Source organism: Staphylococcus sp. HMSC057A08 (assembly GCF_001812925.1).
Classification (GTDB): domain Bacteria; phylum Bacillota; class Bacilli; order Staphylococcales; family Staphylococcaceae; genus Staphylococcus; species Staphylococcus hominis.
In genome coordinates this window covers 316,306-337,752 of the sequence record NZ_KV810854.1, presented here as the reverse complement: position 1 = coordinate 337,752, position 21,447 = coordinate 316,306, and the positions used below count along the sequence as shown (strand labels likewise).

Below are 21,447 nucleotides of genomic sequence, written 5' to 3'. Positions count from 1 at the left end.
GAAAGAAGTGTTTTTTAAAAGGACGACTTTTCAAATATAATGTTTAACTATATAATTTTAATAGTAAAAAAAGGATGATAATGATGAGTAAATATCATATTTCAAAAATTTTAAATAATAACGTCATCATATGCATCAATAGTAATCAAGAAGTTATTTTAATTGGTAAAGGTATTGGTTTTAATAAAAAGCCTGGAATGGTCGTAGATGATAATGCTTCTATTGAGAAAGTGTATAAATTAGATCAAAAACAACAACAAGAGTATTACAAATCTCTAGTTGAAATAGCTGATGAAGAGGTCTTACAAGCAATTATTGAATCAGTTAACTATATTACAAGTACAATCTATATGAACGATGATAAACAACTAGTTATTGCCTTAACCGATCATATTATTTTTGCATATAAACGCTTAAAACAAAATCAAATAATTAGTAATCCCTTTGCAATGGAAACTAAACATTTATATAGTGAGGCGTATGATATTGCCACACAAGTTATACAGAGATTAAATGAAAAATTAGATGTCACATTTCCTGAGGATGAAATAGGTTTTATAGCATTGCATATTGCGTCAAATAAAGAAGATTTACCTATGAGTGAAATATCTTTAATTAATAAAATGATAAGTAAATGTGTATTAATTATCGAAAATGATATAGGGTATCCTGTAAATCCTCGAACGGTCCAATATCAACGATTTATTAGACATATTCAATTTCTAATTCGTCGTTTAAATAAAAAGGAATATGTTCATGCACAAGATGAATTTATCAATATGGTCAAAACATATTACCCTAATTGTTACAGTACAGCATATAAGATTTCTAAAGTTATTCAAAAAAATCTAGATATTGATGTAGATGATTCAGAAATTGTTTATTTAGCTTTGCATATTTATCATTTTCAATCTCAAAATAACACACAAAATGAATAAGCTACATGGTATGATATAATATAGATTATTTTATTTTAGATTAAAAGGTACGGTGAAAATGATATGTCAATGGACCACAATAAAGTTGAAGGAAAGAAAGCTAATAAGCTAAGCTTTTCTGAAACACGCTTTATGAAGTTTCTAGGTGGTAAAGATTTATTATTTGCGCTAGTTTCATTAGTATTACTTGGTATTACTATATTCATCTTTGACAAAATTTCTTATGTTTTTCAGCCTTTTGTCATTATCTTTAATACTATTGCAGCGCCAATTATTTTATCGCTTATTTTGTATTATTTGTTAAATCCAGTGATTAATTTGATGGAACGGTATAATATTCCAAGATTATTAGCAATTACAATAGTCTTTCTAGTGATTATTGGAGGAGCAACATTAATTATCGATTTATTAATTCCTGTGATTGGTGATCAAATTAAACAACTTGCAAATAACTTCCCAAAATATATTGAAAAATTTAATAGAGCTATTGATAAAGTGACACATATGTCTATTTTATCTTCATTTTATAATCAAATTCAGGACTGGCTTGATTCTACTTCTAAAAAGATTCCATCGTTAACGTCAGATTATTTTAGTGGATTTGGAACTAAAATTAGAACATTTGCAGAAGCTGTTGTGAATGTTGGTGTTGTGATTGCGACTACTCCATTTGTATTATTCTTTATGTTGAAAGATGGAACTAAATTTAGAGATTATACAACTAAAATTGTGCCGCCTAAATTTAGAAAAGACTATCATGATTTATTAGAAAAAATGAGTGTACAGGTCGGCTCATATATTCAAGGCCAAATTATCGTATCATTTTGTATTGGTATTTTATTGTTTATTGGTTATTCTATTATTGGTTTAGATTATGGATTAGTTCTAGCTTCAATTGCTGCAGTAACGAGCGTAGTCCCATACTTAGGACCAACAATTGCAATTTCTCCGGCAATTATTATTGCGATTATTACTTCACCATTTATGTTATTAAAATTGATTATTGTGTGGACGTTGGTTCAATTTATTGAAGGTCATTTTATTTCTCCTAATATTATGGGAAAAACGTTAAAAATTCATCCGCTAACAATTATCTTTATTTTATTAAGTGCGGGTAATTTGTTAGGTATTGTAGGAGTTATTTTAGGTATTCCTGGCTACGCTATTTTAAAAGTATTAGTTTCTCATATCTTCTTATTATTTAAACGTCGTTACAATAAATACTATGGTGACGATGCAGGTCAATATGAGATTAAAAAAGAAGAACATAAAAATTACACAGAAGCAGAATAAATCACTATATTAAAAAGCCTGAGACATAATGAGTTGTCTCGGGCTTTTTAATATAGTGATAGTCATCGTTGTAAAGTAGAGCGATGAATTCTCCTCCACTACCTTTTATCTTACAATTATGTTAGTTCAATAGTCTAAAGATATATACCTAGAATATGATATGATATATTTTATATTAATATAATGTAAAGGATAATAATGAATAATGACTGAAGAACATAAAAATAGATTGATATCTATATTAAAAGTGGTATTTGCTGTCACACTTTTTATTGTAGTAGTTGCTACTTTATATCATGAATTGTCACATATTAACTTCAAACAAACATTAGAAGCATTTAGTAAAATCAATCGATGGTTTTTAATTGGTTTATTTATATGTGGTGGCGCATCAATGCTACTTTTAAGTTTATATGATGTCATTCTTGTTAAAACTTTAAAGTTGAGTATACCACTGAACAAAGTATTTCGTTTGAGTTATATTATTAATGCATTTAATGCTATTGTTGGATTTGGTGGATTTATAGGCGCAGGATTTAGAACATTTATTTATAAAAATTATACTTCTGATAGAAAAAGATTACTTCACGCTATTTCAATCATATTAGTTTCAATGTTAACTGGTTTAAGCTTCTTATCTATTTTAGTCGTACTTCATATTTTCGATGCTTCTCATATTCTTGATAAAGTACGTTTTGTAAAATGGGTATTGTACGTAGTCGCTTTATTTTTACCTATTTTTATAGTGTATACAGTCGTTAAACCGGTTACTGAACATAATAAATTGGTAGGAATATATTGCACGCTTGTTTCAAGTATTGAATGGATAGCCGCTGCTGTTGTACTTTACTTGTCGGCATGGATTATTGATATTCATGTAGCTTTTACAACATTACTTGGTATTTTTATTATTGCTGCATTATCTGGACTAATTAGTTTTATTCCAGGTGGATTTGGAGCATTTGATTTAGTTGTTTTATTAGGACTAAAATCCTTAGATATTCCTGAAGAAAAAATATTGATTGCCTTACTGTTATATCGTTTTGCTTATTATTTTGTACCTGTTATTATTGCTTTAATTCTATCTACGTTTGAATTTGGCAATTCTGCGCGTAAGTACTTTGAAGAGTCTAAATATTTTGTACCCGCTAAAGATATTACCTCATTCATACTGTCTTATCAAAAAGATATTATTTCAAAAATCCCAGCATTTGCTTTATCTATTCTCGCACTATTAACAAGTTTTATTTTCTTTATTAATAATGTGACGATTGTGTATGATGGATTATATGATGCAGATCATTTTATTTACTATATCATGTTGTCTATTCATACAAGTGCATGTTTAATATTACTTGTTAATGTAAGGGGAATATATAAGCAAAGTAAGAGAGCAATTATTTATTCAATGATTTCACTTGTTTTAATATTTCTTGCAACGTTATATACGTATGCTTCTATCATGTTACTTACATGGCTCATCATTATTTTTATCTTACTTATTTTAGCTTATCGACGTGCGAAAGTATTTAAACGTCCATTTAGATTAAAAAACTTAATATTTACCTTAGTCATTAGTGTGATTGTTTTATATATTAATCATTTCATTATTTCTGAAACCTTATATGCTTTAGATTTATATCACTTGGAAATGGATACGTCATTATTAAAATACTATTTCTGGTTAACTGTGGTAGTTGTTATATTATTAATTGTTGGTATTGCATGGTTATTTGGTCGTCGCTTTGAACGCCCACATCAATTCCAAGAATTTTCTCAATGTAAATCAATTATAGAAACATATGGAGGGAATTATTTAAGTCATTTGATATATAGTGGTGATAAAGATGTATTTATGCATGACAGTGAACAAGCCTTTCTTATGTATAGATATAAATCAAATGCGCTGGTCGTATTGGGAGATCCAATTGGAAATACAGCATCATTCCAATCATTGTTGGATGATTTCTATAGTTATGCTGAAAAGTTAGGTTATGATGTCATTTTCTATCAAGTATCTGATCGTTTTATGCCGTTGTATCATAATTTTGGAAATCAATTTTTTAAATTAGGCGAAGAGGCTATTATTGATTTAACACAATTTACTACTTCTGGAAAAAAACGACGTGGTTTTAGAGCAACACTGAATAAATTTAATGATTTAAATATTAAATTTGAAATTATAGAACCACCATTTTCTAAAGCGTTTATAGAAGAGCTTAGAAAAGTAAGTGATAAGTGGCTCGATGGACGTACTGAAATGCATTTTTCTGTTGGTCAATTTACAGAACAGTACTTAGATAAAGCGCCAATTGGAATTATGAAAAATGAAGAAGGTAAGATTATTGCTTTTTGTACATTAATGCCAACATACTATAACGAAGCAATTTCAGTAGATTTAATTCGTTGGTTACCTGAATTAGATTTACCTCTAATGGATGGATTATATCTACATATGTTATTATGGGGTAAAGAAAAAGGGTATAAAGCTTTTAACATGGGTATGGCTACCTTATCAAATGTAGGTCAACTCGATTATTCTTATTTACGAGAACGTATTGCGGGACGTGTGTTTGAACATTTTAATGGTTTATATCGTTTTCAGGGGTTACGAAGATATAAAGAAAAATATAGTCCTCAGTGGGAACCGCGATTTTTGGTATATAGAAAAGATAGTTCTCTATGGTACAGTATGTTAAAAGTAATGCGAGTGATTAGACATAAATAAAAAAGATATCCGAAATTGTTTTCGGATATCTTTTTTATTATGAGTTAGAACGAGGATCATAATTTGCGCGATCTCGCTGTTCTTGTGCGTAACGTTCAGGATTTTTTTTATAGAAATTTTGATGATATTCTTCTGCTTTATAAAAATTTGAAGCGGGAAGAACCTTAGTAGCAATGGCTTTATCAGAATGCATCGTTTGTTCTAAATCTTTGATATAATTAATCGCAACTTTTCTTTGATCATCATTTGTATAAAAAATAGCTGTTTGATACTGTGACCCTCTATCTTGAAATTGACCGCCAGCATCTAATGGATCAATGACTGAAAAAAATATTTCTAATAATTTATGATAAGAAAATAAAGCAACATCATACTCTATTTTAACAGTTTCATAGTGTCCAGTAGTTCCGCTTTTTACTTGTTCATAGGTTGGATTTTTAACTGATCCCCCCATAAAACCTGATGTTACTGATTCAATACCTTCAAATTGATCAAACGGTTTTGTCATACACCAGAAACAGCCTCCTGCAAAGTATGCTGTATTAATATTCATTTATGCCATCCTTTCCTAACACCTTTGTAATATTTATTGAAAACACTTGATTTTTTAAGGTATTTTATATAACTTATTTATATATTATAGTATATCCGAATATTATTTTGAAGATTTTAAAGAGTGTAAGGTAGGTAAATATGACAGAAGAGAAGGATAATACAATATTAAGACGGCAATCGGGGACAACGATACCTTCTAAACGACGCAAGAAGAAAAAACTTCGAAAATTACCTTTTGTAATACTGATTATTGTAGTTTTACTTATTGTAATGATTACGTATGTCGTTCATGGATATCAAAGTGGGATGAAATATGCACAAGAACATGCAAAAGATATTAAAATTCATAAATTTAATGGAGCCGTTAAAAATGACGGGAAAATCACAATATTAATGCTCGGTGCTGACCAAGCTAATGGTGGAAAATCAAGAACTGACTCTATTATGGTTGTACAGTATGACTATATTAAGAAAAAAATGAAAATGATGTCAATTATGCGTGATATTTATGCTGAAATTCCTGGTTATGACAAATATAAAATTAACGCTGCATACTCACTTGGTGGACCAGAGTTATTGAGACAAACATTAAATAAAAATTTAGGTATTAATCCTGAATACTATGCAGTCATTGATTTCACTGGCTTTGAAAAAATGATTGATGAATTAGAACCTAATGGTGTGCCAATTGATGTTGAAAAAGATATGTCAGAAAATATTGAGGTTTCATTGAAAAAAGGACATCATCGATTAAACGGTAAAGAATTATTAGGTTATGCTAGATTTAGACATGACCCAGAGGGGGACTTTGGACGCGTGAGACGTCAACAACAAGTTATGCAAACACTTAAGAAAGAATTAATTACCCCAAGTACAATCGTGAAATTACCTAAAGTAGCGGGTATATTGAGAGGATATATTAATACAGATATGCCAAACTCAGCTATTTTCCAAACAGGACTAAGTTTTGGAATACGAGGCGATAAAAATGTGGAAACACTAACTGTACCGTTAAAAAATTCTTATCAAAATATTAATACTAATAACGATGGTAGTGCATTAGATATTGATAAAGAGAAAAATAAAAAAGCAATAGAGTCATTTTTAAAAGATAAGAAATAAGCAGGCCACTTTGGCCTGCTTATTTCTTATCTCTTTAACTACAATAATATTATTATGTAAACTTTAAAGATTATAATATTATTGTTCTGATTTTCTCACGCCATCTACACCGTAGTGATTTTTCTTCATTTCATCAATAACTACATGGATTGCTTCTCTATTTGCGCCTGTTGTTTTCTCCACTGCATTTGTAACCTCAGTGACTAAGTTTTTTAATTGCTCATCTGAGCGTCCTTCTAATAATTTTACATTTACAATCGGCATGATGTTTTCCTCCTTATATAATTATGTGCTTAGTATATCATTTTTAAAAAATGAACTTCAAGATATTTAAACAGAACATTTGTTCTTTTTAATATTGTAAGGGAACAAATGTTCTTATATAATTGAATTATCTAAGGAGGGGATTGATATGTATGATTATAATTTACTTGAAGATAGAGACATACTATGTGTAGATCAGAAAAGTTTTTATGCTAGTGTGTCTTGTATTGAAAAAGGGTTAGATCCTTTAACGACAAAATTAGCAGTGGTTGCTGACACTAAGCGACAAGGATCTGTTGTTTTGGCAGCAACACCTAAATTAAAAGAACTTGGCATTAAAACTGGATCTAGATTATTTGAAATTCCACAGCGTAATGATATTTATATTATTAATCCAAGTATGAGAAGATATCTAGAAATATCTTTAGAAATTTCTAAAATTGCTCTTAAATATGTTCCAAGGGAAGATTTACATCAGTATAGTATTGATGAATTTTTTATGGATGTAACAAATAGCTATCATCTTTTTAATACTACAGTATATTCTTTTGCTAAGTGTTTCCAAAAGGAAGTATTAGATAAGACAGGAATATACTGTACGATAGGTATTGGCTCTAACTTGTTACTTAGTAAAGTAGCTATGGATATCGAAGCTAAACACATAAAAGAAGGTATTACTGAGTGGCGGTATCATGACATACCCGATAAATTATGGCGTATTTCACCATTGAAATCATTTTGGGGAATTAATAAAAAAACAGAAATAAAGTTAAATAAAAAAGGAATTATTACAATAGGTGATTTAGCACATTATCCTCATAGATATTTGAAGAAAGACTTTGGTATATTAGGCACTGATATGCATTTACATGCTAACGGTATAGATCAAAGTAAAATAAGAGAAAAAAGTAAAATTAATAATCCAGCTATATGTAAAAGCCAAATTTTGATGAGAGACTATCAATTTAAAGAAGCAAAAATTGTTATGCAAGAGTTGATTGAAGATGTTACTTGTAGATTAAGAGAAAGAAAGCAATTAGCACGTACTATACATTTTTCATTTGGATATACTAAAGGTGGAGGAATACATAAACAACACACTTTAACTGATGCTACAAATCTAGAACAAGATATATTTAAAGTCGTTAATGATTATGCGAATCAGTTGTGTGATAAACACGCTTTGTATCGTACGTTAAGTGTTTCACTAACACAGTTCATTCATGAAGAAAATCGACAATTAAATTTATTTGTAAATGAATATAAAAGACAAAGAGATGAAAATTTAGCTAAAACGATTGATACGTTACAAAGAAAATATGGCAAAGGCATTGTTTCAAAAGCAATTTCTTATACTGCATCTGGAACAAAACATAATAGATTAGGATTGATGGCAGGTCATAAGATGTAAAACAACGGAAGTAGGTCAAAACTCATTTTGAATTTTGGCCCACTTCCATTTTTATGGAATATACGTATCAAATTCGTTTAAAGCAATAATACCTAATTCACGATCTTTTGGAGTTTTAAAGGTAACTTGTAAAGCACCTAAAATATCCTCACGAACTTCTAAAATTTTTAAGTTTCTTATAGAAATATTATGTAAACTAAGTGTAGAAGTAACTTCATTAATCATACCCGTTTTATCTGGAATATCAATATATAAATCATACCCAACATTCACTACACCATGTTGCTTAAGAGGTAATTGGTCTCTAAATATTTTTGCTTCGTCAAAGAATTGATATATTTGTTGTTCTTCTTCATTTTTAAGTTTAACTATCATATCCTTAATATTAGTTTGCATATCCTCTAGTAAACTAATGATATTTTGTTTATTACTAAGTAAGATATCTTTCCACATTTCAGCATTACTACTTGCAATTCTTGTAATATCTCTAAATCCACCAGCAGCAAGCTGTTTGACTAAAGCATGATCTTTTGCATGGCTTGAACTCAAGTGTACTAAACTGGAGGCAATAATATGTGGAACATGACTGACAATCCCCGTTACGTAATCATGTTCTTTTGCATTAGTAACAATGAATTTAGCTTGTGTAGGGGAGAGCAAGTCTTGTAATGTTTTAGCTGCTTGTGTATTATGTTCATCATCGTAAACTAAAATATAGCATGCATTTTCAAATAAATGCTTTTTAGAATTAAGCACACCAGATTTATGGCTACCAGCCATTGGATGTCCGCTAACAAGATGAATATTTGATTCTAATAAACGTTTTTCAAAATTTTGAATGATAAGCTTTGTACTGCCTGTGTCCGTTACAATCAAATGTGATTTGGTTTCATAATTAGGTAATGAATTTAGATATATTGCTGTTTGGTGAACTGGGGTAGCAAAGATAATAATATCCGCTTCCTTAACACCAAGTGCATAATCATTAATCTTTTTATCAATTATACCAATAGACATTGCTTTATCTAATTGAGTTACATCAGTATCATAGGCAGAAATTATAAGATCAGGTTGATAAAATTTTAAATTACTAGCTAAGCTTCCACCGATTAATCCTAAACCAACAAATAAAATATTTTTCATATGAGCCCTCCTTATTTCTAAATATTCAGAATATCTATATTTTAAATGAGTCATTCATTTTAAACAATACTATTCATTAGAGTTCGCTATTTATCTAAGTTAAAATATATTTAAATTGTTAAAGGAGGAAGTTGAATGGAATCAAAAATATTAGAATTAATTCAAAACTTAACTAATATTAATAGTCCTTCGGGAAATGCTTATAAAGCAATAAGCTATGTAAAACAAAAAGTAGAACATTTAGGATATTCAACTCAATTAACAAATAAAGGTGCTTTAATTATCACAGTTGAGGGTGAAGATAATGAGCGTCAACGTTGTATTACTGCTCATGTAGATACTTTAGGTGCAATGGTAAAAGAAATTAAAGAAGACGGTCGTTTAACAATTGATTTAATTGGTGGGTTTAAATATAATGCGATTGAAGGAGAATATTGTCAGATTGAAACAGACTCTGGCGAAACGTACACTGGGACAATATGTTTACATGAAACAAGTGTTCATGTATATCACGAAAATGAAAAAATCCCAAGAGATATTGAACACATGGAAGTCCGTATAGACGAAAAAACGTCTTCTAAGCAAGAGACAGAAGATTTAGGAATAGAAGTAGGTAATTTTATTAGCTTTGATCCAAGAACAGAAATAACATCATCTGGATTTATTAAATCCCGACACTTAGACGACAAAGCAAGTGTAGCAATGATATTAGATTTATTAGAAAGAATAAAAAATGAACAAATTAAATTACCCCATACTATTCAATTTTATATTTCTAATAATGAGGAAATAGGATATGGAGCGAATGCATCTATTTCTAATAAAATTGTAGAATTTATTGCTCTTGATATGGGGGCACTTGGAGAAGGACAATCTTCTGACGAATATACAGTATCTATTTGTGCTAAAGATGCGTCTGGACCTTATCATAAAGAATTAAAAACACATCTAGTAAACTTATGTAAATTTAATCATATTCCGTATAAAATAGATATTTATCCTTATTATACGTCAGATGCGTCTGCAGCATTAAAAGCAGGAGCAGATATTAAACATGGGTTATTTGGAGCTGGTATTGAGTCCTCTCATGCACTGGAACGAACACATATTGATTCTATACATGCCGCTCAAAACTTATTATATGCCTATTGCTTGTCATCAATAAATTGAAATAAATATTGACAAGGAAGATTTATTTATGTATTATACTGAATTATAATAACATTTTAATAATTCTGAGAATTGAGTAGAAGATATGTGATGTAGCAAATAGAAAGCTAATGGATGATGTAAATTAGCACAGCATATGTTTGAATTGGACTTAGAAGGTTAAATTTAATAACAGTAAAGTGAACATGTAATGTTAATTAAGGTGGCACCACGGTAACGCGTCCTTATCTATGGAACGTAATCGTGGTGTCTTTTTGGTATAAATATAGTAATTATTAGCTAGATAATCATAGAAAGTTAGTGGTTGATGAAAACTAACATCACTAATAATGAAATTGGGTTTATACTTATAAAAAATTAAATGAAAAATGAGTGAACTTTAAATATTTTGATAATTCAAAATATTTAGTTAATTGAGGTGGTACCGCGCGTCAGCGTCCTTTTAAATAAGGATGCTGATATTTTTTTGAGAAAGGACTAAAGCTTAATGAAAATATATTATGAAATACTTAGAGCTAATATTACACCCGAAGTATTAGGAAAGTTAAAGAAAAATAAAATTATTTTAGAAAGTACCAGTCAAAAACAAGTTAAAGGTAGATATTCTATTGTAGCATTCGAAAGCTATGGTTCTGTTGTGTTAAACAACGACTTACTAACGATAAAAACAAAAAAACAAAATATTGAAATTACTGAAAAGTCTTATGAATACTTAAAAGATTATATCAATCAATTTAATATTCAGATTACAGATGAAAAATTAAAACATTTACCATTTGTATCTGGCTTTATTGGTACATGTAGTTTTGACTTAATAAGACATGAATTTCCAATGTTAAAACAGCAATCTATACAAGAAATTAAGGACAGCAATGATATTGAATTTCACATGATAGAAGATGTATATGTATTTGATCATTATAAAGATGAATTATATGTTATTGCTACAAATCAATTCTCAGAAGTAGAACAGAAAGATTTAGAAGAAAGAGTAAAAAATAGAGTAAAGGCACTATCTCAAATTAAAGCTTATACAGATGATTATATTCATCCTCCTACGCCTTCAAATATCATGCCAAATGTATCAGATGATGAATTTATAAATACTATAAAACAATTGAAAGAACTTATAAAAGAAGGCGATATGTTTCAAGTTGTACCATCTAGAATATATAGCTACAATCATTATTTTAAAAATAATACATTACAATTAAGTTATCAATTATACCAAAACTTAAAAAGACGTAATCCAAGTCCATATATGTACTATATTAATATGACTACACAAATTATTATAGGCAGTTCTCCAGAGAGTTTTGTAGCTGTACAAGATGGGACGGTCATTACGAATCCAATCGCTGGAACAATTAAAAGAGGTAAAACCATAAAAGAAGATAAGCAAAATGCAGAGCAATTATTGAGTGATGAAAAGGAATTAAGCGAACATCGAATGCTTGTTGATCTAGGCAGAAATGATATACATAGAGTCAGTAGAACCGGTAGTTCAAAAATTACAAAATTAATGAAAATTGAAAAATATGAACATGTCATGCATATTGTAAGCGAAGTAAGAGGTGAGATTAAGCGAGAATTATCTCCTATGACAGTAATTGCTAATTTATTACCTACAGGAACTGTTTCAGGAGCTCCAAAACTTAGAGCAATTAGGCGTATATATGAGACATATCCATATAAACGTGGCCTATATAGTGGTGGTGTAGGCTACATTAATTGCAATCAGAATTTAGATTTTGCCTTAGCAATAAGAACAATGTTAATCGATGATACTACCGTGAAAGTCGAAGCAGGATGTGGGGTGGTTTATGATTCAGTACCAGAAAAAGAATTAGAAGAAACATTATTAAAAGCAAAAAGTTTATTGGAGGTAACACCATGATTTTAATCATTGATAATTATGACTCATTTACATATAACTTAGTTGATATAGTAAGTCAATTAGACGACGTCATTGTTAAATATCCAGATGATAAAGATGTGCTTAATTACGTTAACCAAAGTGATGGTCTCATCATATCTCCAGGACCTGGTCATCCTTTAGATAGTAACCATCTATTAAATATTATTGAAAGGTATAAATCTTTACCGATATTGGGCGTATGTTTAGGTGCACAAGCAATAACATGCTATTACGGTGGCCATGTTATTCAAGGTGAAAAAGTCATGCATGGTAAAGTCGATATATTAACAGTTATTCAACAAACTAAATTATATAACAACTTAGCAAATCAATTTAATATAATGCGTTACCATTCATTAATAAGTGATGAAATCTCTTTTCCATCACAATTAATAATTACTGGAAGAACAAAAGATTGCATTCAATCTTATGAAACAAAAAATGGATTACATTTTGGTATTCAATATCATCCCGAGTCGTTTGCAACAGACCAAGGACAACAAATAATTAAAAATTTTATCGATATCGTAAAGGAAAGAGGTAAATATGATGACCTTAACATTACTCAACCAAATTCAAAGCCATGTAACACTCTCACAACATGAAACTACTGAATTTATTCAATATCTCATCAATCCAGAATGTCATACTCAAGATAAAGTAAAGTTATTACAAGCTTTCACAAATAAGTCGATACAACAAAAAGAATTAACTTATATAGTGAAAAGTCTTATTCATACGATGTATTCAACTCAACCTGAATACAAAGGAAGTATATGTGTTTGTGGAACAGGAGGAGATAAATCAAATAGTTTCAATATTTCAACGACAGTATCATTTGTAGTAGCAAGTGCAGATGTTCCAGTCATTAAACATGGAAATAAAAGCATTACATCTAATTCTGGAAGTACCGATTTATTACAACAATTACACATTCCTACTACGAAAGTAGCGAATGTAGCCAAACAAGTATCTAAAACGCATTTAGCATTTATCAGTGCTATGGAATCTTATCCAATTATGAAATATATTCAACCTATTAGAAAACTCATTCATGAACCAACTATTTTCAATATTGTCGGACCATTAATCAATCCTTTTAAATTAGATTATCAAGTAATGGGGGTATACGATGCTTCCCAATTATCCATGATTATTAAAACTATGAAAGATTTAGGACGACGAAGAGGTATCGTACTTCATGGCGCGAATAGAATGGATGAAGCAACGTTATCTGGGGATAACGAAATATATGAATTGCATGAAGATGGAACTATTTCACATTATGTTTTAAATGCACGAGATTACGGCATTGCTAATGCGAATAATATAGAACTTCAAGGTGGTACACCTGAAGAAAATAAAAACATTACCATTGATATATTAAGTGGAAAAGATCATTCCCCTAAAAGAAATGTCGTAGTGCTGAATGCAGCATTAGCCTTATATATATCAAATAGAGTGGATAGTATTAAAAAGGGCGTTGATTTAGCAAAAGATTTAATTGATAGTGGCAAAGCCTTAAAACAATATCAGTTGATGAAAGGGGAATAAAAGTGACAATATTAGATGAGATTGTACAGTATAAAAAACAATTACTAAGTGATGGGTATTATACTGATAAAATAAAACATATTAAAAAAGTTGATGTATCTTATAAGTCAGCTCTAGAAACCACTTTGAAAAGAGAATCAACATTGAGTATTATTGCAGAAATAAAATCTAAAAGTCCTTCTGTAAAAGCATTCAAGGACATTAACTTAGAGCATCAAATTGCTAAATATGAAAATCATGGAGCAAATGCTATTTCAATTTTAACCGATGAAAAATATTTTGGAGGAAGTTTTGAACGTCTACAAACGTTAACACAACTCACACATTTACCAGTATTATGTAAGGATTTTATCATTGATCCGCTTCAAATTGATCTTGCTAAGAGAGCTGGAGCTTCTATTATTTTATTAATAATAAATATTTTAACCAATGATACACTTCAGTCTTTATATCATTATGCAATGTCTCAAAACTTAGAAGTCTTAGTTGAAGTCCATAACAAAGAAGAGTTAGAACGCGCATATCAAATTAAACCTAAAATCATTGGAGTAAATAATAGAGATTTAAAAACATTTATTACTAAAGTAGAACATACTAATGACATTTTGGAAATGAAAAAAGAAGGTTATTACTATATTTCTGAAAGTGGTATTACAACTTTAAATGATGTAAAAAAAATTGTAAGTAGTGGAATAGACGGATTACTTGTGGGAGGAGCTTTAATGAATAGTAATAATATATCATCGTTATTACCTTCATTAAAACTAAATAAAGAGAAATGAATATACTAAAATTTTGTGGTTTTAAAACAAAAAGTGATATTTTAAAAGTCAATTCCTTAGACATAGACATGATAGGTTTTATTCATTATCCAAAAAGTAAACGTCATTTAAATATAGAACAAATTAACTATTTAAATCAATTTGTAGCAAAGCACATTCATCGAGTTATAGTTGTTGTGAATCCTACATATAAAGAATTAAATACATTGTTGCAACAAACCAATGTGAATGCCATTCAATTTCATGGTAATGAAGCAATTGAATTAATCCAAAAAGTTAAATTGAATTTTAAGAATATTAAGATAATTAAAGCGTTGCCGGCTACAGAAAATTTGAATAGAGATATTAATCAATATAAGCCATGGGTGGATTTATTTATTATTGATACTCCTTCAATTCAATTGGGTGGTACGGGTCAAACGTTTAATTGGAAAATATTAGAATCAGTAAGCCAAGACATTCCTTATCTTATTGCAGGAGGAATAAACATAAATGCTATTCAACAGATTGAAAAGCTAAATTTATCACATAAAGGCTATGATATATCCAGTGGTATAGAGACAAATGAATGCAAGGATAAATTGAAAATGGAAACAATTATAAATTACGTTAAAAGGAGCTTAGAATATGAAACAGATACAAACTGAAGCAAATGAACTAGGTTTTTTTGGTGAGTACGGAGGACAATATGTACCGGAAACATTAATGCCAGCTATCATTGAATTAAAGAGAGCGTATAAAAAAGCCAAAAGTGATCCTAAATTCCAACAAGAGATAGCATATTATTTAAAGGATTATGTTGGGAGAGAAACACCATTGACTTATGCGAAATCATACACAGAAACATTAGGTGGGGCTAAAATTTATTTAAAAAGAGAAGATTTAAATCATACTGGTGCCCATAAAATCAATAATGCCATAGGTCAAGCATTGCTCGCTAAACGAATGGGTAAACATAAACTTGTTGCAGAAACGGGAGCTGGACAACACGGAGTTGCAAGTGCCACAGTGGCTGCATTATTTGATATGGAATTGATTGTTTTTATGGGAAGAGAAGACATCAAAAGGCAACAACTTAATGTATTTAGAATGGAATTATTAGGAGCTAAAGTTGAAGCTGTGGATGAAGGTCAAGGAACTTTATCTGACGCAGTTAATAAAGCGCTACAGTATTGGGTAAGTCACGTAGAAGATACACATTATCTATTAGGATCAGCTTTAGGACCGGATCCATTTCCAACAATGGTTAGAGATTTTCAGAGTGTAATTGGTCAAGAAATAAAATCACAACTATTAGAGAAGGAACATCGTTTGCCAGATGCAGTAGTTGCTTGTGTAGGAGGAGGCTCTAATGCAATAGGAACATTTTATCCTTTTATCAAAGATAATGTGAAATTATACGGGGTGGAGGCAGCTGGCAGAGGTAAGGATACTAATCAACATGCACTTGCGATAGGGAAAGGAAAGGCTGGTGTGCTTCATGGATCAAAAATGTATTTAATCCAAGATGAACATGGACAAATTGAATTGGCACATTCTATTTCAGCAGGATTAGATTACCCAGGTATTGGACCTGAACATTCATATTATCATGATATTGGAAGAGTAACCTATGAATGTGCTAGCGATGAAGAAGCAATGGAAGCACTTGTCCGCTTCACCAAAATAGAAGGTATTATCCCCGCTATAGAAAGTGCACATGCATTAAGTTATGTAGAAAAATTAGCACCTCAAATGAAACAAAACGATATATTAGTAGTGACAATATCTGGACGTGGAGATAAAGATATGGAAACGATTCAACAATATATCCAACAAAGAAAGGAGGATAAAAATGAGTAAATTATTTATTCCTTATATCATGGGTAATAGACAATTTTTAGAAAATGTAAAATTACTTGATAAAAGTGGAGCAGATATTATAGAAATTGGTATTCCATTTTCAGATCCTGTAGCTGATGGACCTATCATTATGAAAGCTGGTCATGAAGCACTTCAAAATCATATAACAATCGACTATATATTTGATGAGTTAGATAAACATCAAAACGAAATTAATTGTAAATATGTCCTAATGACATACTATAATGTTATTTTAAGTTATGGAGAAAAAGCCTTTTTTAAAAAATGCGATGATATTGGTGTTTATGGAGTAATTATTCCAGACTTACCATTTGAATTAATAGAACAATTAAAACAACAATTAAATGATAATAGAGTAGTAAAAATAATTTCATTAATAGCAATGACGGCAGATACAAATCGTATACAAAATATAGCAAAACATGCTGAAGGATTTATCTATACTGTAACGATGAATGCTACTACAGGAGAAGATGGAACGTTTCATCCAAAGCTTAAAGACCAGATAAAAATGATTAAATCTTTTACAGCTCTTCCAGTTGTAGCAGGATTTGGAATAAGAACTACAGACCATATAAAAGATTTGGTAAAAGATGTAGATGGTGTTGTTATTGGAAGTGAAATCGTTCGAAGATTTGAAAATGATGACTTAAATCAAACAGGAGAATACTTAAGGGAGATTAGACAAATTTTAAATAACTATTAGCATAGTATAAAATAAAAGCTATTTAAAGTATTCATAGCATGAAATACTTAAGAATTAGTAGCAATGTAGTATTAATTGATTTAAAATGAAATTAGATATGAATTTAAGAGCTGAAAATCATTCTTTTTCAGCTCTTATTATTTGGAGAAGATAGAAGCCAAGAATTTAAGCGCATTTAGGTTAATTGGAAGTGTATACAGGTTTATATTTTAGTTTTAACCTTATCTAGTGTATACTTATTGAGATTAGACCGATGCGTATTCACAACATATACATAAGCTAAAATTTTAAAATTAGTCAACTCAAATTAAATAAAGATTCTAAATTAGGAGTTATAGAGATAATGAAGTTTACAAATTTAACAGCTACAGAATTTGGCGATTTTACTGAAAAAATGCCATATAGCCATTTTACACAGATGACTGAAAATTATGAGTTAAAAGTTGCTGAGAAAACTGAAACTCATTTAGTAGGAATTAAAAATAAAGATAATGAAGTCATTGCTGCTTGTATGCTAACTGCTGTACCCGTTATGAAAATTTTTAAATATTTTTATTCAAATCGTGGTCCAGTCATTGATTATGAAAACAAAGAACTCGTTCACTTTTTCTTTAACGAATTAAGTAAATATTTAAAACAACAATATTGTTTATATGTACGTATAGACCCTTATTTGCCTTATCAATATCGTAATTATGATGGTGATATTACAGGAAATGCTGGGAATGATTGGTTCTTCGATAAAATGAAACAATTAGGATATCAACACGAAGGGTTTACAACAGGATTTGATCCAATATTACAAATTCGGTTCCATTCAGTTTTAAATTTAAAGGATAAAACTGCTAAAGATGTATTAAATGGAATGGATAGTTTACGAAAAAGAAATACTAAAAAAGTCCAAAAAAATGGTGTTAAAGTAAGATTTCTTACTAAAGAAGAATTACCTATTTTCAGATCATTTATGGAAGATACATCAGAGACTAAAGAATTTTCTGATAGAGAGGATAGTTTTTACTATAATCGATTTGATCATTTTAAAGATAGAGTATTAGTACCTCTCGCATATATAAAATTTGATGAATATCTTGAAGAACTTCATGCAGAACGTCAGACATTAAATAAAGACTTAAACAAAGCTCTAAAAGATATTGAAAAACGACCAGATAACAAAAAAGCACAAAATAAAAAAATAAATTTAGAACAGCAATTAAAAGCAAATGAGCAAAAAATTGATGAAGCAACACAACTTCAATTAGAACATGGTAACGAATTACCAATATCTGCTGGATTCTTCTTTATTAATCCATTTGAAGTTGTATATTATGCAGGTGGAACGTCAAATAAATATAGACACTTCGCTGGAAGTTATGCAGTTCAATGGACTATGATTAATTATGCAATTGATCATGGCATTGACCGTTATAATTTTTATGGGATTAGTGGTCATTTTACAGATGATGCTGAAGATGCAGGTGTTGTAAAATTTAAAAAAGGATTTAATGCAGATGTAATTGAATATGTTGGTGATTTCGTTAAACCTATAAATAAACCAATGTATTCACTATATACAACACTTAAAAAAATTAAAAAAAGATTGAATTAAGAGGGGGATAGTGCGAATATGAAATTTACAGAGTTAACAGTTAAAGAATATGAAACCTTCGTACAAAATCCATCATTAGAGAGTCATTACTTTCAAGTTACTGAAAATATAAAAACTAGAGAAAATGACGGATTTGAAGTTGTGTTATTAGGCGTAAAAGATGAAAGTAATAAAGTGATTGCTGCAAGTCTTTTCTCAAAAATTCCAACTATGGGAAGTTATGTATACTATTCAAATCGTGGACCGGTGATGGATTATTCCGATTTAGGTCTTGTTGATTTTTACCTAAGAGAATTAGAAAAATACCTACACCAACATCAATGTTTATATGTAAAACTTGATCCATATTGGATTTATCAAATTTATGATAAAGATATCAATCCGGTTGAAGGTCACGAAAAAAATGATGCTTTAGTTAATTTATTTAAATCACATGGTTACGAACATCATGGTTTCACTACGAAATATGATCGCTCTAGTCAAGTGAGATGGATGGGTGTAAATTATCTAAAAGGTGAAACACCTGCATCATTGAAAAAGCAGTTTGATAGTCAACGTAAAAGAAATATAAATAAAGCGATAAACTATGGAGTAAAAGTAAGATTTCTTAAAAGAGATGAACTAAACATTTTCTTAGACTTGTATCGTGAAACAGAAGCACGTACCGGTTTTGTTTCAAAAACAGATGAATATTTTTATAATTTTATAGATACATACGGCGATAAAGCATTAGTGCCATTAGCATATATTGATTTAGATGACTATATTAAATCATTGCAAACCTCTTTAAATGATAAAGAAACGCGTCGTGATCAAATGATGTCTAAAGACAATAAAAGTGACAAACAGCTGAAAAAAATTGCTGAATTAGATAAACAAATAGAACATGACCAAAAAGAGCTCTTACATGCAAGTGAATTACGTCAAACTGATGGACAAATTTTAAACTTAGCTTCTGGAGTATACTTTGCAAATGCTTATGAAGTAAACTATTTCTCAGGTGGCTCATCAGAAAAATACAATAATTATATGGGACCATACATGATGCATTGGTTTATGATGAATTATTGCTTTGACCATGGATATGATCGATATAATTTTTACGGTTTATCTGGTGATTTTACTGAAAATAGTGAAGATTATGGTGTTTATCGCTTTAAAAGAGGGTTTAATGTGTATATCGAGGAGTTAATTGGAGACTTCTATAAACCAATTAATAAACCTAAATATTGGCTATTTAAAACATTGAATCGTATACGTAAGAAGATTAAAAAATAACAATTAGAATAAAAAGCATATTGGCAATCTTGCCAGTATGCTTTTTTATAATTAGTGATAGAGACTAATTATAAATAGTGTAGGTAAATTCTAAGTTGTAAATACAAGTTGCATCCTACAAATTAATAATAGCATATCAATCATTTTTATCAATGATACATCAAAAGAAATTTATTTTTAATATTTTATAAAAAATAAATTTTATAGTGTTTTATAATTCAAATGATAAATACATAGTTATTATATCATCAAATAACTAATCTAATAGAAATCATTCCGCTTTGATTGATTTATCAAATAATTAAGAATGATTGTATGAATCGTAATGTCGACAACCATGATTCAATACTTTAGATATTGATTACCGAACTGTAGAAAAATAATAACTTTAAATAAATACTCATAAAATTAGAATGCATGGGCATATGTAAATGAGTTAAGGAATATATTAAAACTTTAAATATCTGTATTTTGTTAAAAAGCTTAAATTGAAGATATTCATATAAAAATACAGATTTCAACAATTTAGTTTACATAATATATATTATAGGAAGTTATGTGTATAACAATTAGGGGACCTATTCTATTTTAATGACACTTTAATGATACATTTTAGTTATCATTCTTTGGTTAACATTGATCTATCTAAAACGATTGACTTAGTTATAATTTGTTATAATAAAAATCAACTACGTTATATATAACGTAGAAAATACTAATATGAATCTAGTGTTGGTATTTATGACACAATATATTTTGATAATGAATCAATTATTGAATGCTTATTTAGTTTACATAATGTAAGATATCAAATTATTTTTGCAGATAAATAATTTATTACCTGTTCTACCTTATCAATTTACGGTCTATCGATGATAATGGACCATGATTTATAATAACAATTATTTCAAAGAATGACTTTTATATCATAAAAAATGATCCATTCTTATAATTTTGATTATCGTTTATTAAGACGATTTTATTAAATATACCTTTCCAATATTATGAGCAATATACTCCTTTTAAAATTATCGAATAATCAATAAGATCACTTATTTTAAGTCTAATACATGTATTAAAGAAATCACTACTAATATAAAAGGAATATGTAATATT

18 protein-coding genes are annotated in these 21,447 nt (G+C 29.3%); 15 read left to right on the top strand and 3 right to left on the bottom strand.

Annotation, left to right across the window (positions count from 1 at the left end; translation table 11 throughout):
- Positions 1 to 83: 83 nt before the first annotated feature.
- The 3 genes from glcT to mprF all read left to right on the top strand — a co-directional run bounded on the left by glcT (position 84) and on the right by mprF (position 4,959).
- Entirely contained in the window at positions 84 to 938 is an 855-nt protein-coding gene (gene glcT, locus HMPREF2881_RS06250; protein ID WP_002455369.1) for a glucose PTS transporter transcription antiterminator GlcT, read from the top strand.
- Positions 939 to 1,001: 63 nt separating this feature from the next.
- Positions 1,002 to 2,231 carry an AI-2E family transporter gene (locus tag HMPREF2881_RS06245; RefSeq protein WP_002455368.1) on the top strand — a complete coding sequence of 410 codons (1,230 nt, stop codon included), beginning with the start codon at positions 1,002 to 1,004 and terminating at the stop codon, positions 2,229 to 2,231.
- Between the two features lie 205 nt (positions 2,232 to 2,436).
- Complete coding sequence (mprF, locus tag HMPREF2881_RS06240; protein WP_002449787.1) at positions 2,437 to 4,959, top strand: bifunctional lysylphosphatidylglycerol flippase/synthetase MprF; 2,523 nt, start codon at positions 2,437 to 2,439, stop codon at positions 4,957 to 4,959.
- Between the two features lie 37 nt (positions 4,960 to 4,996).
- Here mprF and msrA read toward each other — a convergent pair whose 3' ends face one another.
- A complete protein-coding gene (msrA, locus tag HMPREF2881_RS06235) occupies positions 4,997 to 5,512 on the bottom strand; it encodes a peptide-methionine (S)-S-oxide reductase MsrA (protein WP_002449832.1) in 516 nt (171 codons plus the stop codon).
- A gap of 140 nt (positions 5,513 to 5,652) precedes the next feature.
- Here msrA and HMPREF2881_RS06230 point away from each other — a divergent pair, with 140 nt between their 5' ends.
- Positions 5,653 to 6,636, top strand: coding sequence for an LCP family protein (locus tag HMPREF2881_RS06230; protein WP_002488549.1), 984 nt, complete (start codon positions 5,653 to 5,655; stop codon positions 6,634 to 6,636).
- 78 nt (positions 6,637 to 6,714) lie between these two features.
- On the opposite strand, the gene HMPREF2881_RS06225 is transcribed toward HMPREF2881_RS06230, so the two are convergent.
- The gene (locus HMPREF2881_RS06225; RefSeq protein ID WP_002488535.1) at positions 6,715 to 6,900 is read right to left on the bottom strand and encodes a 2-hydroxymuconate tautomerase; all 186 of its coding nucleotides are present in this window, start codon (positions 6,898 to 6,900) and stop codon (positions 6,715 to 6,717) included.
- A gap of 148 nt (positions 6,901 to 7,048) precedes the next feature.
- On the opposite strand from HMPREF2881_RS06225, the gene HMPREF2881_RS06220 reads away from it, so the two are divergent.
- The gene (locus HMPREF2881_RS06220; RefSeq protein ID WP_002488509.1) at positions 7,049 to 8,311 is read left to right on the top strand and encodes a Y-family DNA polymerase; all 1,263 of its coding nucleotides are present in this window, start codon (positions 7,049 to 7,051) and stop codon (positions 8,309 to 8,311) included.
- A gap of 51 nt (positions 8,312 to 8,362) precedes the next feature.
- Here HMPREF2881_RS06220 and HMPREF2881_RS06215 read toward each other — a convergent pair whose 3' ends face one another.
- Entirely contained in the window at positions 8,363 to 9,454 is a 1,092-nt protein-coding gene (locus tag HMPREF2881_RS06215) for a prephenate dehydrogenase (RefSeq protein ID WP_002449728.1), read from the bottom strand.
- A gap of 135 nt (positions 9,455 to 9,589) precedes the next feature.
- On the opposite strand from HMPREF2881_RS06215, the gene HMPREF2881_RS06210 reads away from it, so the two are divergent.
- From HMPREF2881_RS06210 to HMPREF2881_RS06165, 10 genes are all read left to right on the top strand, one after another.
- Positions 9,590 to 10,624 (top strand): M42 family metallopeptidase, encoded by a 1,035-nt coding sequence (locus HMPREF2881_RS06210; RefSeq protein ID WP_002488519.1) that lies wholly within the window; start codon positions 9,590 to 9,592, stop codon positions 10,622 to 10,624.
- A gap of 487 nt (positions 10,625 to 11,111) precedes the next feature.
- The gene (locus tag HMPREF2881_RS06205) at positions 11,112 to 12,521 is read left to right on the top strand and encodes an anthranilate synthase component I (RefSeq protein ID WP_002449722.1); all 1,410 of its coding nucleotides are present in this window, start codon (positions 11,112 to 11,114) and stop codon (positions 12,519 to 12,521) included.
- Positions 12,518 to 13,147, top strand: coding sequence for an anthranilate synthase component II (locus tag HMPREF2881_RS06200; protein WP_002449807.1), 630 nt, complete (start codon positions 12,518 to 12,520; stop codon positions 13,145 to 13,147). Before HMPREF2881_RS06205 ends, HMPREF2881_RS06200 begins: the two co-directional genes overlap by 4 nt.
- Complete coding sequence (trpD, locus tag HMPREF2881_RS06195) at positions 13,092 to 14,096, top strand: anthranilate phosphoribosyltransferase (protein ID WP_049417590.1); 1,005 nt, start codon at positions 13,092 to 13,094, stop codon at positions 14,094 to 14,096. The genes HMPREF2881_RS06200 and trpD overlap by 56 nt, the downstream gene beginning before the upstream one ends.
- A 2-nt stretch (positions 14,097 to 14,098) precedes the next feature.
- On the top strand, positions 14,099 to 14,878 hold the full coding sequence (gene trpC / locus HMPREF2881_RS06190; RefSeq protein ID WP_002488522.1) for an indole-3-glycerol phosphate synthase TrpC: 780 nt from the start codon (positions 14,099 to 14,101) through the stop codon (positions 14,876 to 14,878).
- A complete protein-coding gene (locus HMPREF2881_RS06185) occupies positions 14,875 to 15,525 on the top strand; it encodes a phosphoribosylanthranilate isomerase (protein WP_002449778.1) in 651 nt (216 codons plus the stop codon). The genes trpC and HMPREF2881_RS06185 overlap by 4 nt, the downstream gene beginning before the upstream one ends.
- Complete coding sequence (gene trpB / locus HMPREF2881_RS06180; protein ID WP_002449727.1) at positions 15,506 to 16,720, top strand: tryptophan synthase subunit beta; 1,215 nt, start codon at positions 15,506 to 15,508, stop codon at positions 16,718 to 16,720. Before HMPREF2881_RS06185 ends, trpB begins: the two co-directional genes overlap by 20 nt.
- Positions 16,713 to 17,447 (top strand): tryptophan synthase subunit alpha, encoded by a 735-nt coding sequence (gene trpA / locus HMPREF2881_RS06175; RefSeq protein WP_002449850.1) that lies wholly within the window; start codon positions 16,713 to 16,715, stop codon positions 17,445 to 17,447. The genes trpB and trpA overlap by 8 nt, the downstream gene beginning before the upstream one ends.
- A gap of 343 nt (positions 17,448 to 17,790) precedes the next feature.
- Complete coding sequence (locus tag HMPREF2881_RS06170; protein WP_070653677.1) at positions 17,791 to 19,053, top strand: aminoacyltransferase; 1,263 nt, start codon at positions 17,791 to 17,793, stop codon at positions 19,051 to 19,053.
- Between the two features lie 18 nt (positions 19,054 to 19,071).
- Entirely contained in the window at positions 19,072 to 20,331 is a 1,260-nt protein-coding gene (locus HMPREF2881_RS06165) for an aminoacyltransferase (RefSeq protein ID WP_002449855.1), read from the top strand.
- Positions 20,332 to 21,447: the final 1,116 nt, after the last annotated feature.

Coding starts and splice junctions, on each gene's coding strand:
- trpD (WP_049417590.1), top strand. CDS start 13,092: ATGACCTTAACATTACTCAACCAAATTCAAAGCCATGTAACACTCTCA.
- HMPREF2881_RS06165 (WP_002449855.1), top strand. CDS start 19,072: ATGAAATTTACAGAGTTAACAGTTAAAGAATATGAAACCTTCGTACAA.
- mprF (WP_002449787.1), top strand. CDS start 2,437: ATGACTGAAGAACATAAAAATAGATTGATATCTATATTAAAAGTGGTA.
- HMPREF2881_RS06185 (WP_002449778.1), top strand. CDS start 14,875: ATGAATATACTAAAATTTTGTGGTTTTAAAACAAAAAGTGATATTTTA.
- trpA (WP_002449850.1), top strand. CDS start 16,713: ATGAGTAAATTATTTATTCCTTATATCATGGGTAATAGACAATTTTTA.
- trpB (WP_002449727.1), top strand. CDS start 15,506: ATGAAACAGATACAAACTGAAGCAAATGAACTAGGTTTTTTTGGTGAG.
- HMPREF2881_RS06215 (WP_002449728.1), bottom strand. CDS start 9,454: ATGAAAAATATTTTATTTGTTGGTTTAGGATTAATCGGTGGAAGCTTA.
- HMPREF2881_RS06205 (WP_002449722.1), top strand. CDS start 11,112: ATGAAAATATATTATGAAATACTTAGAGCTAATATTACACCCGAAGTA.
- HMPREF2881_RS06220 (WP_002488509.1), top strand. CDS start 7,049: ATGTATGATTATAATTTACTTGAAGATAGAGACATACTATGTGTAGAT.
- HMPREF2881_RS06210 (WP_002488519.1), top strand. CDS start 9,590: ATGGAATCAAAAATATTAGAATTAATTCAAAACTTAACTAATATTAAT.
- HMPREF2881_RS06230 (WP_002488549.1), top strand. CDS start 5,653: ATGACAGAAGAGAAGGATAATACAATATTAAGACGGCAATCGGGGACA.
- msrA (WP_002449832.1), bottom strand. CDS start 5,512: ATGAATATTAATACAGCATACTTTGCAGGAGGCTGTTTCTGGTGTATG.
- glcT (WP_002455369.1), top strand. CDS start 84: ATGAGTAAATATCATATTTCAAAAATTTTAAATAATAACGTCATCATA.
- HMPREF2881_RS06245 (WP_002455368.1), top strand. CDS start 1,002: ATGTCAATGGACCACAATAAAGTTGAAGGAAAGAAAGCTAATAAGCTA.
- HMPREF2881_RS06170 (WP_070653677.1), top strand. CDS start 17,791: ATGAAGTTTACAAATTTAACAGCTACAGAATTTGGCGATTTTACTGAA.
- HMPREF2881_RS06200 (WP_002449807.1), top strand. CDS start 12,518: ATGATTTTAATCATTGATAATTATGACTCATTTACATATAACTTAGTT.
- HMPREF2881_RS06225 (WP_002488535.1), bottom strand. CDS start 6,900: ATGCCGATTGTAAATGTAAAATTATTAGAAGGACGCTCAGATGAGCAA.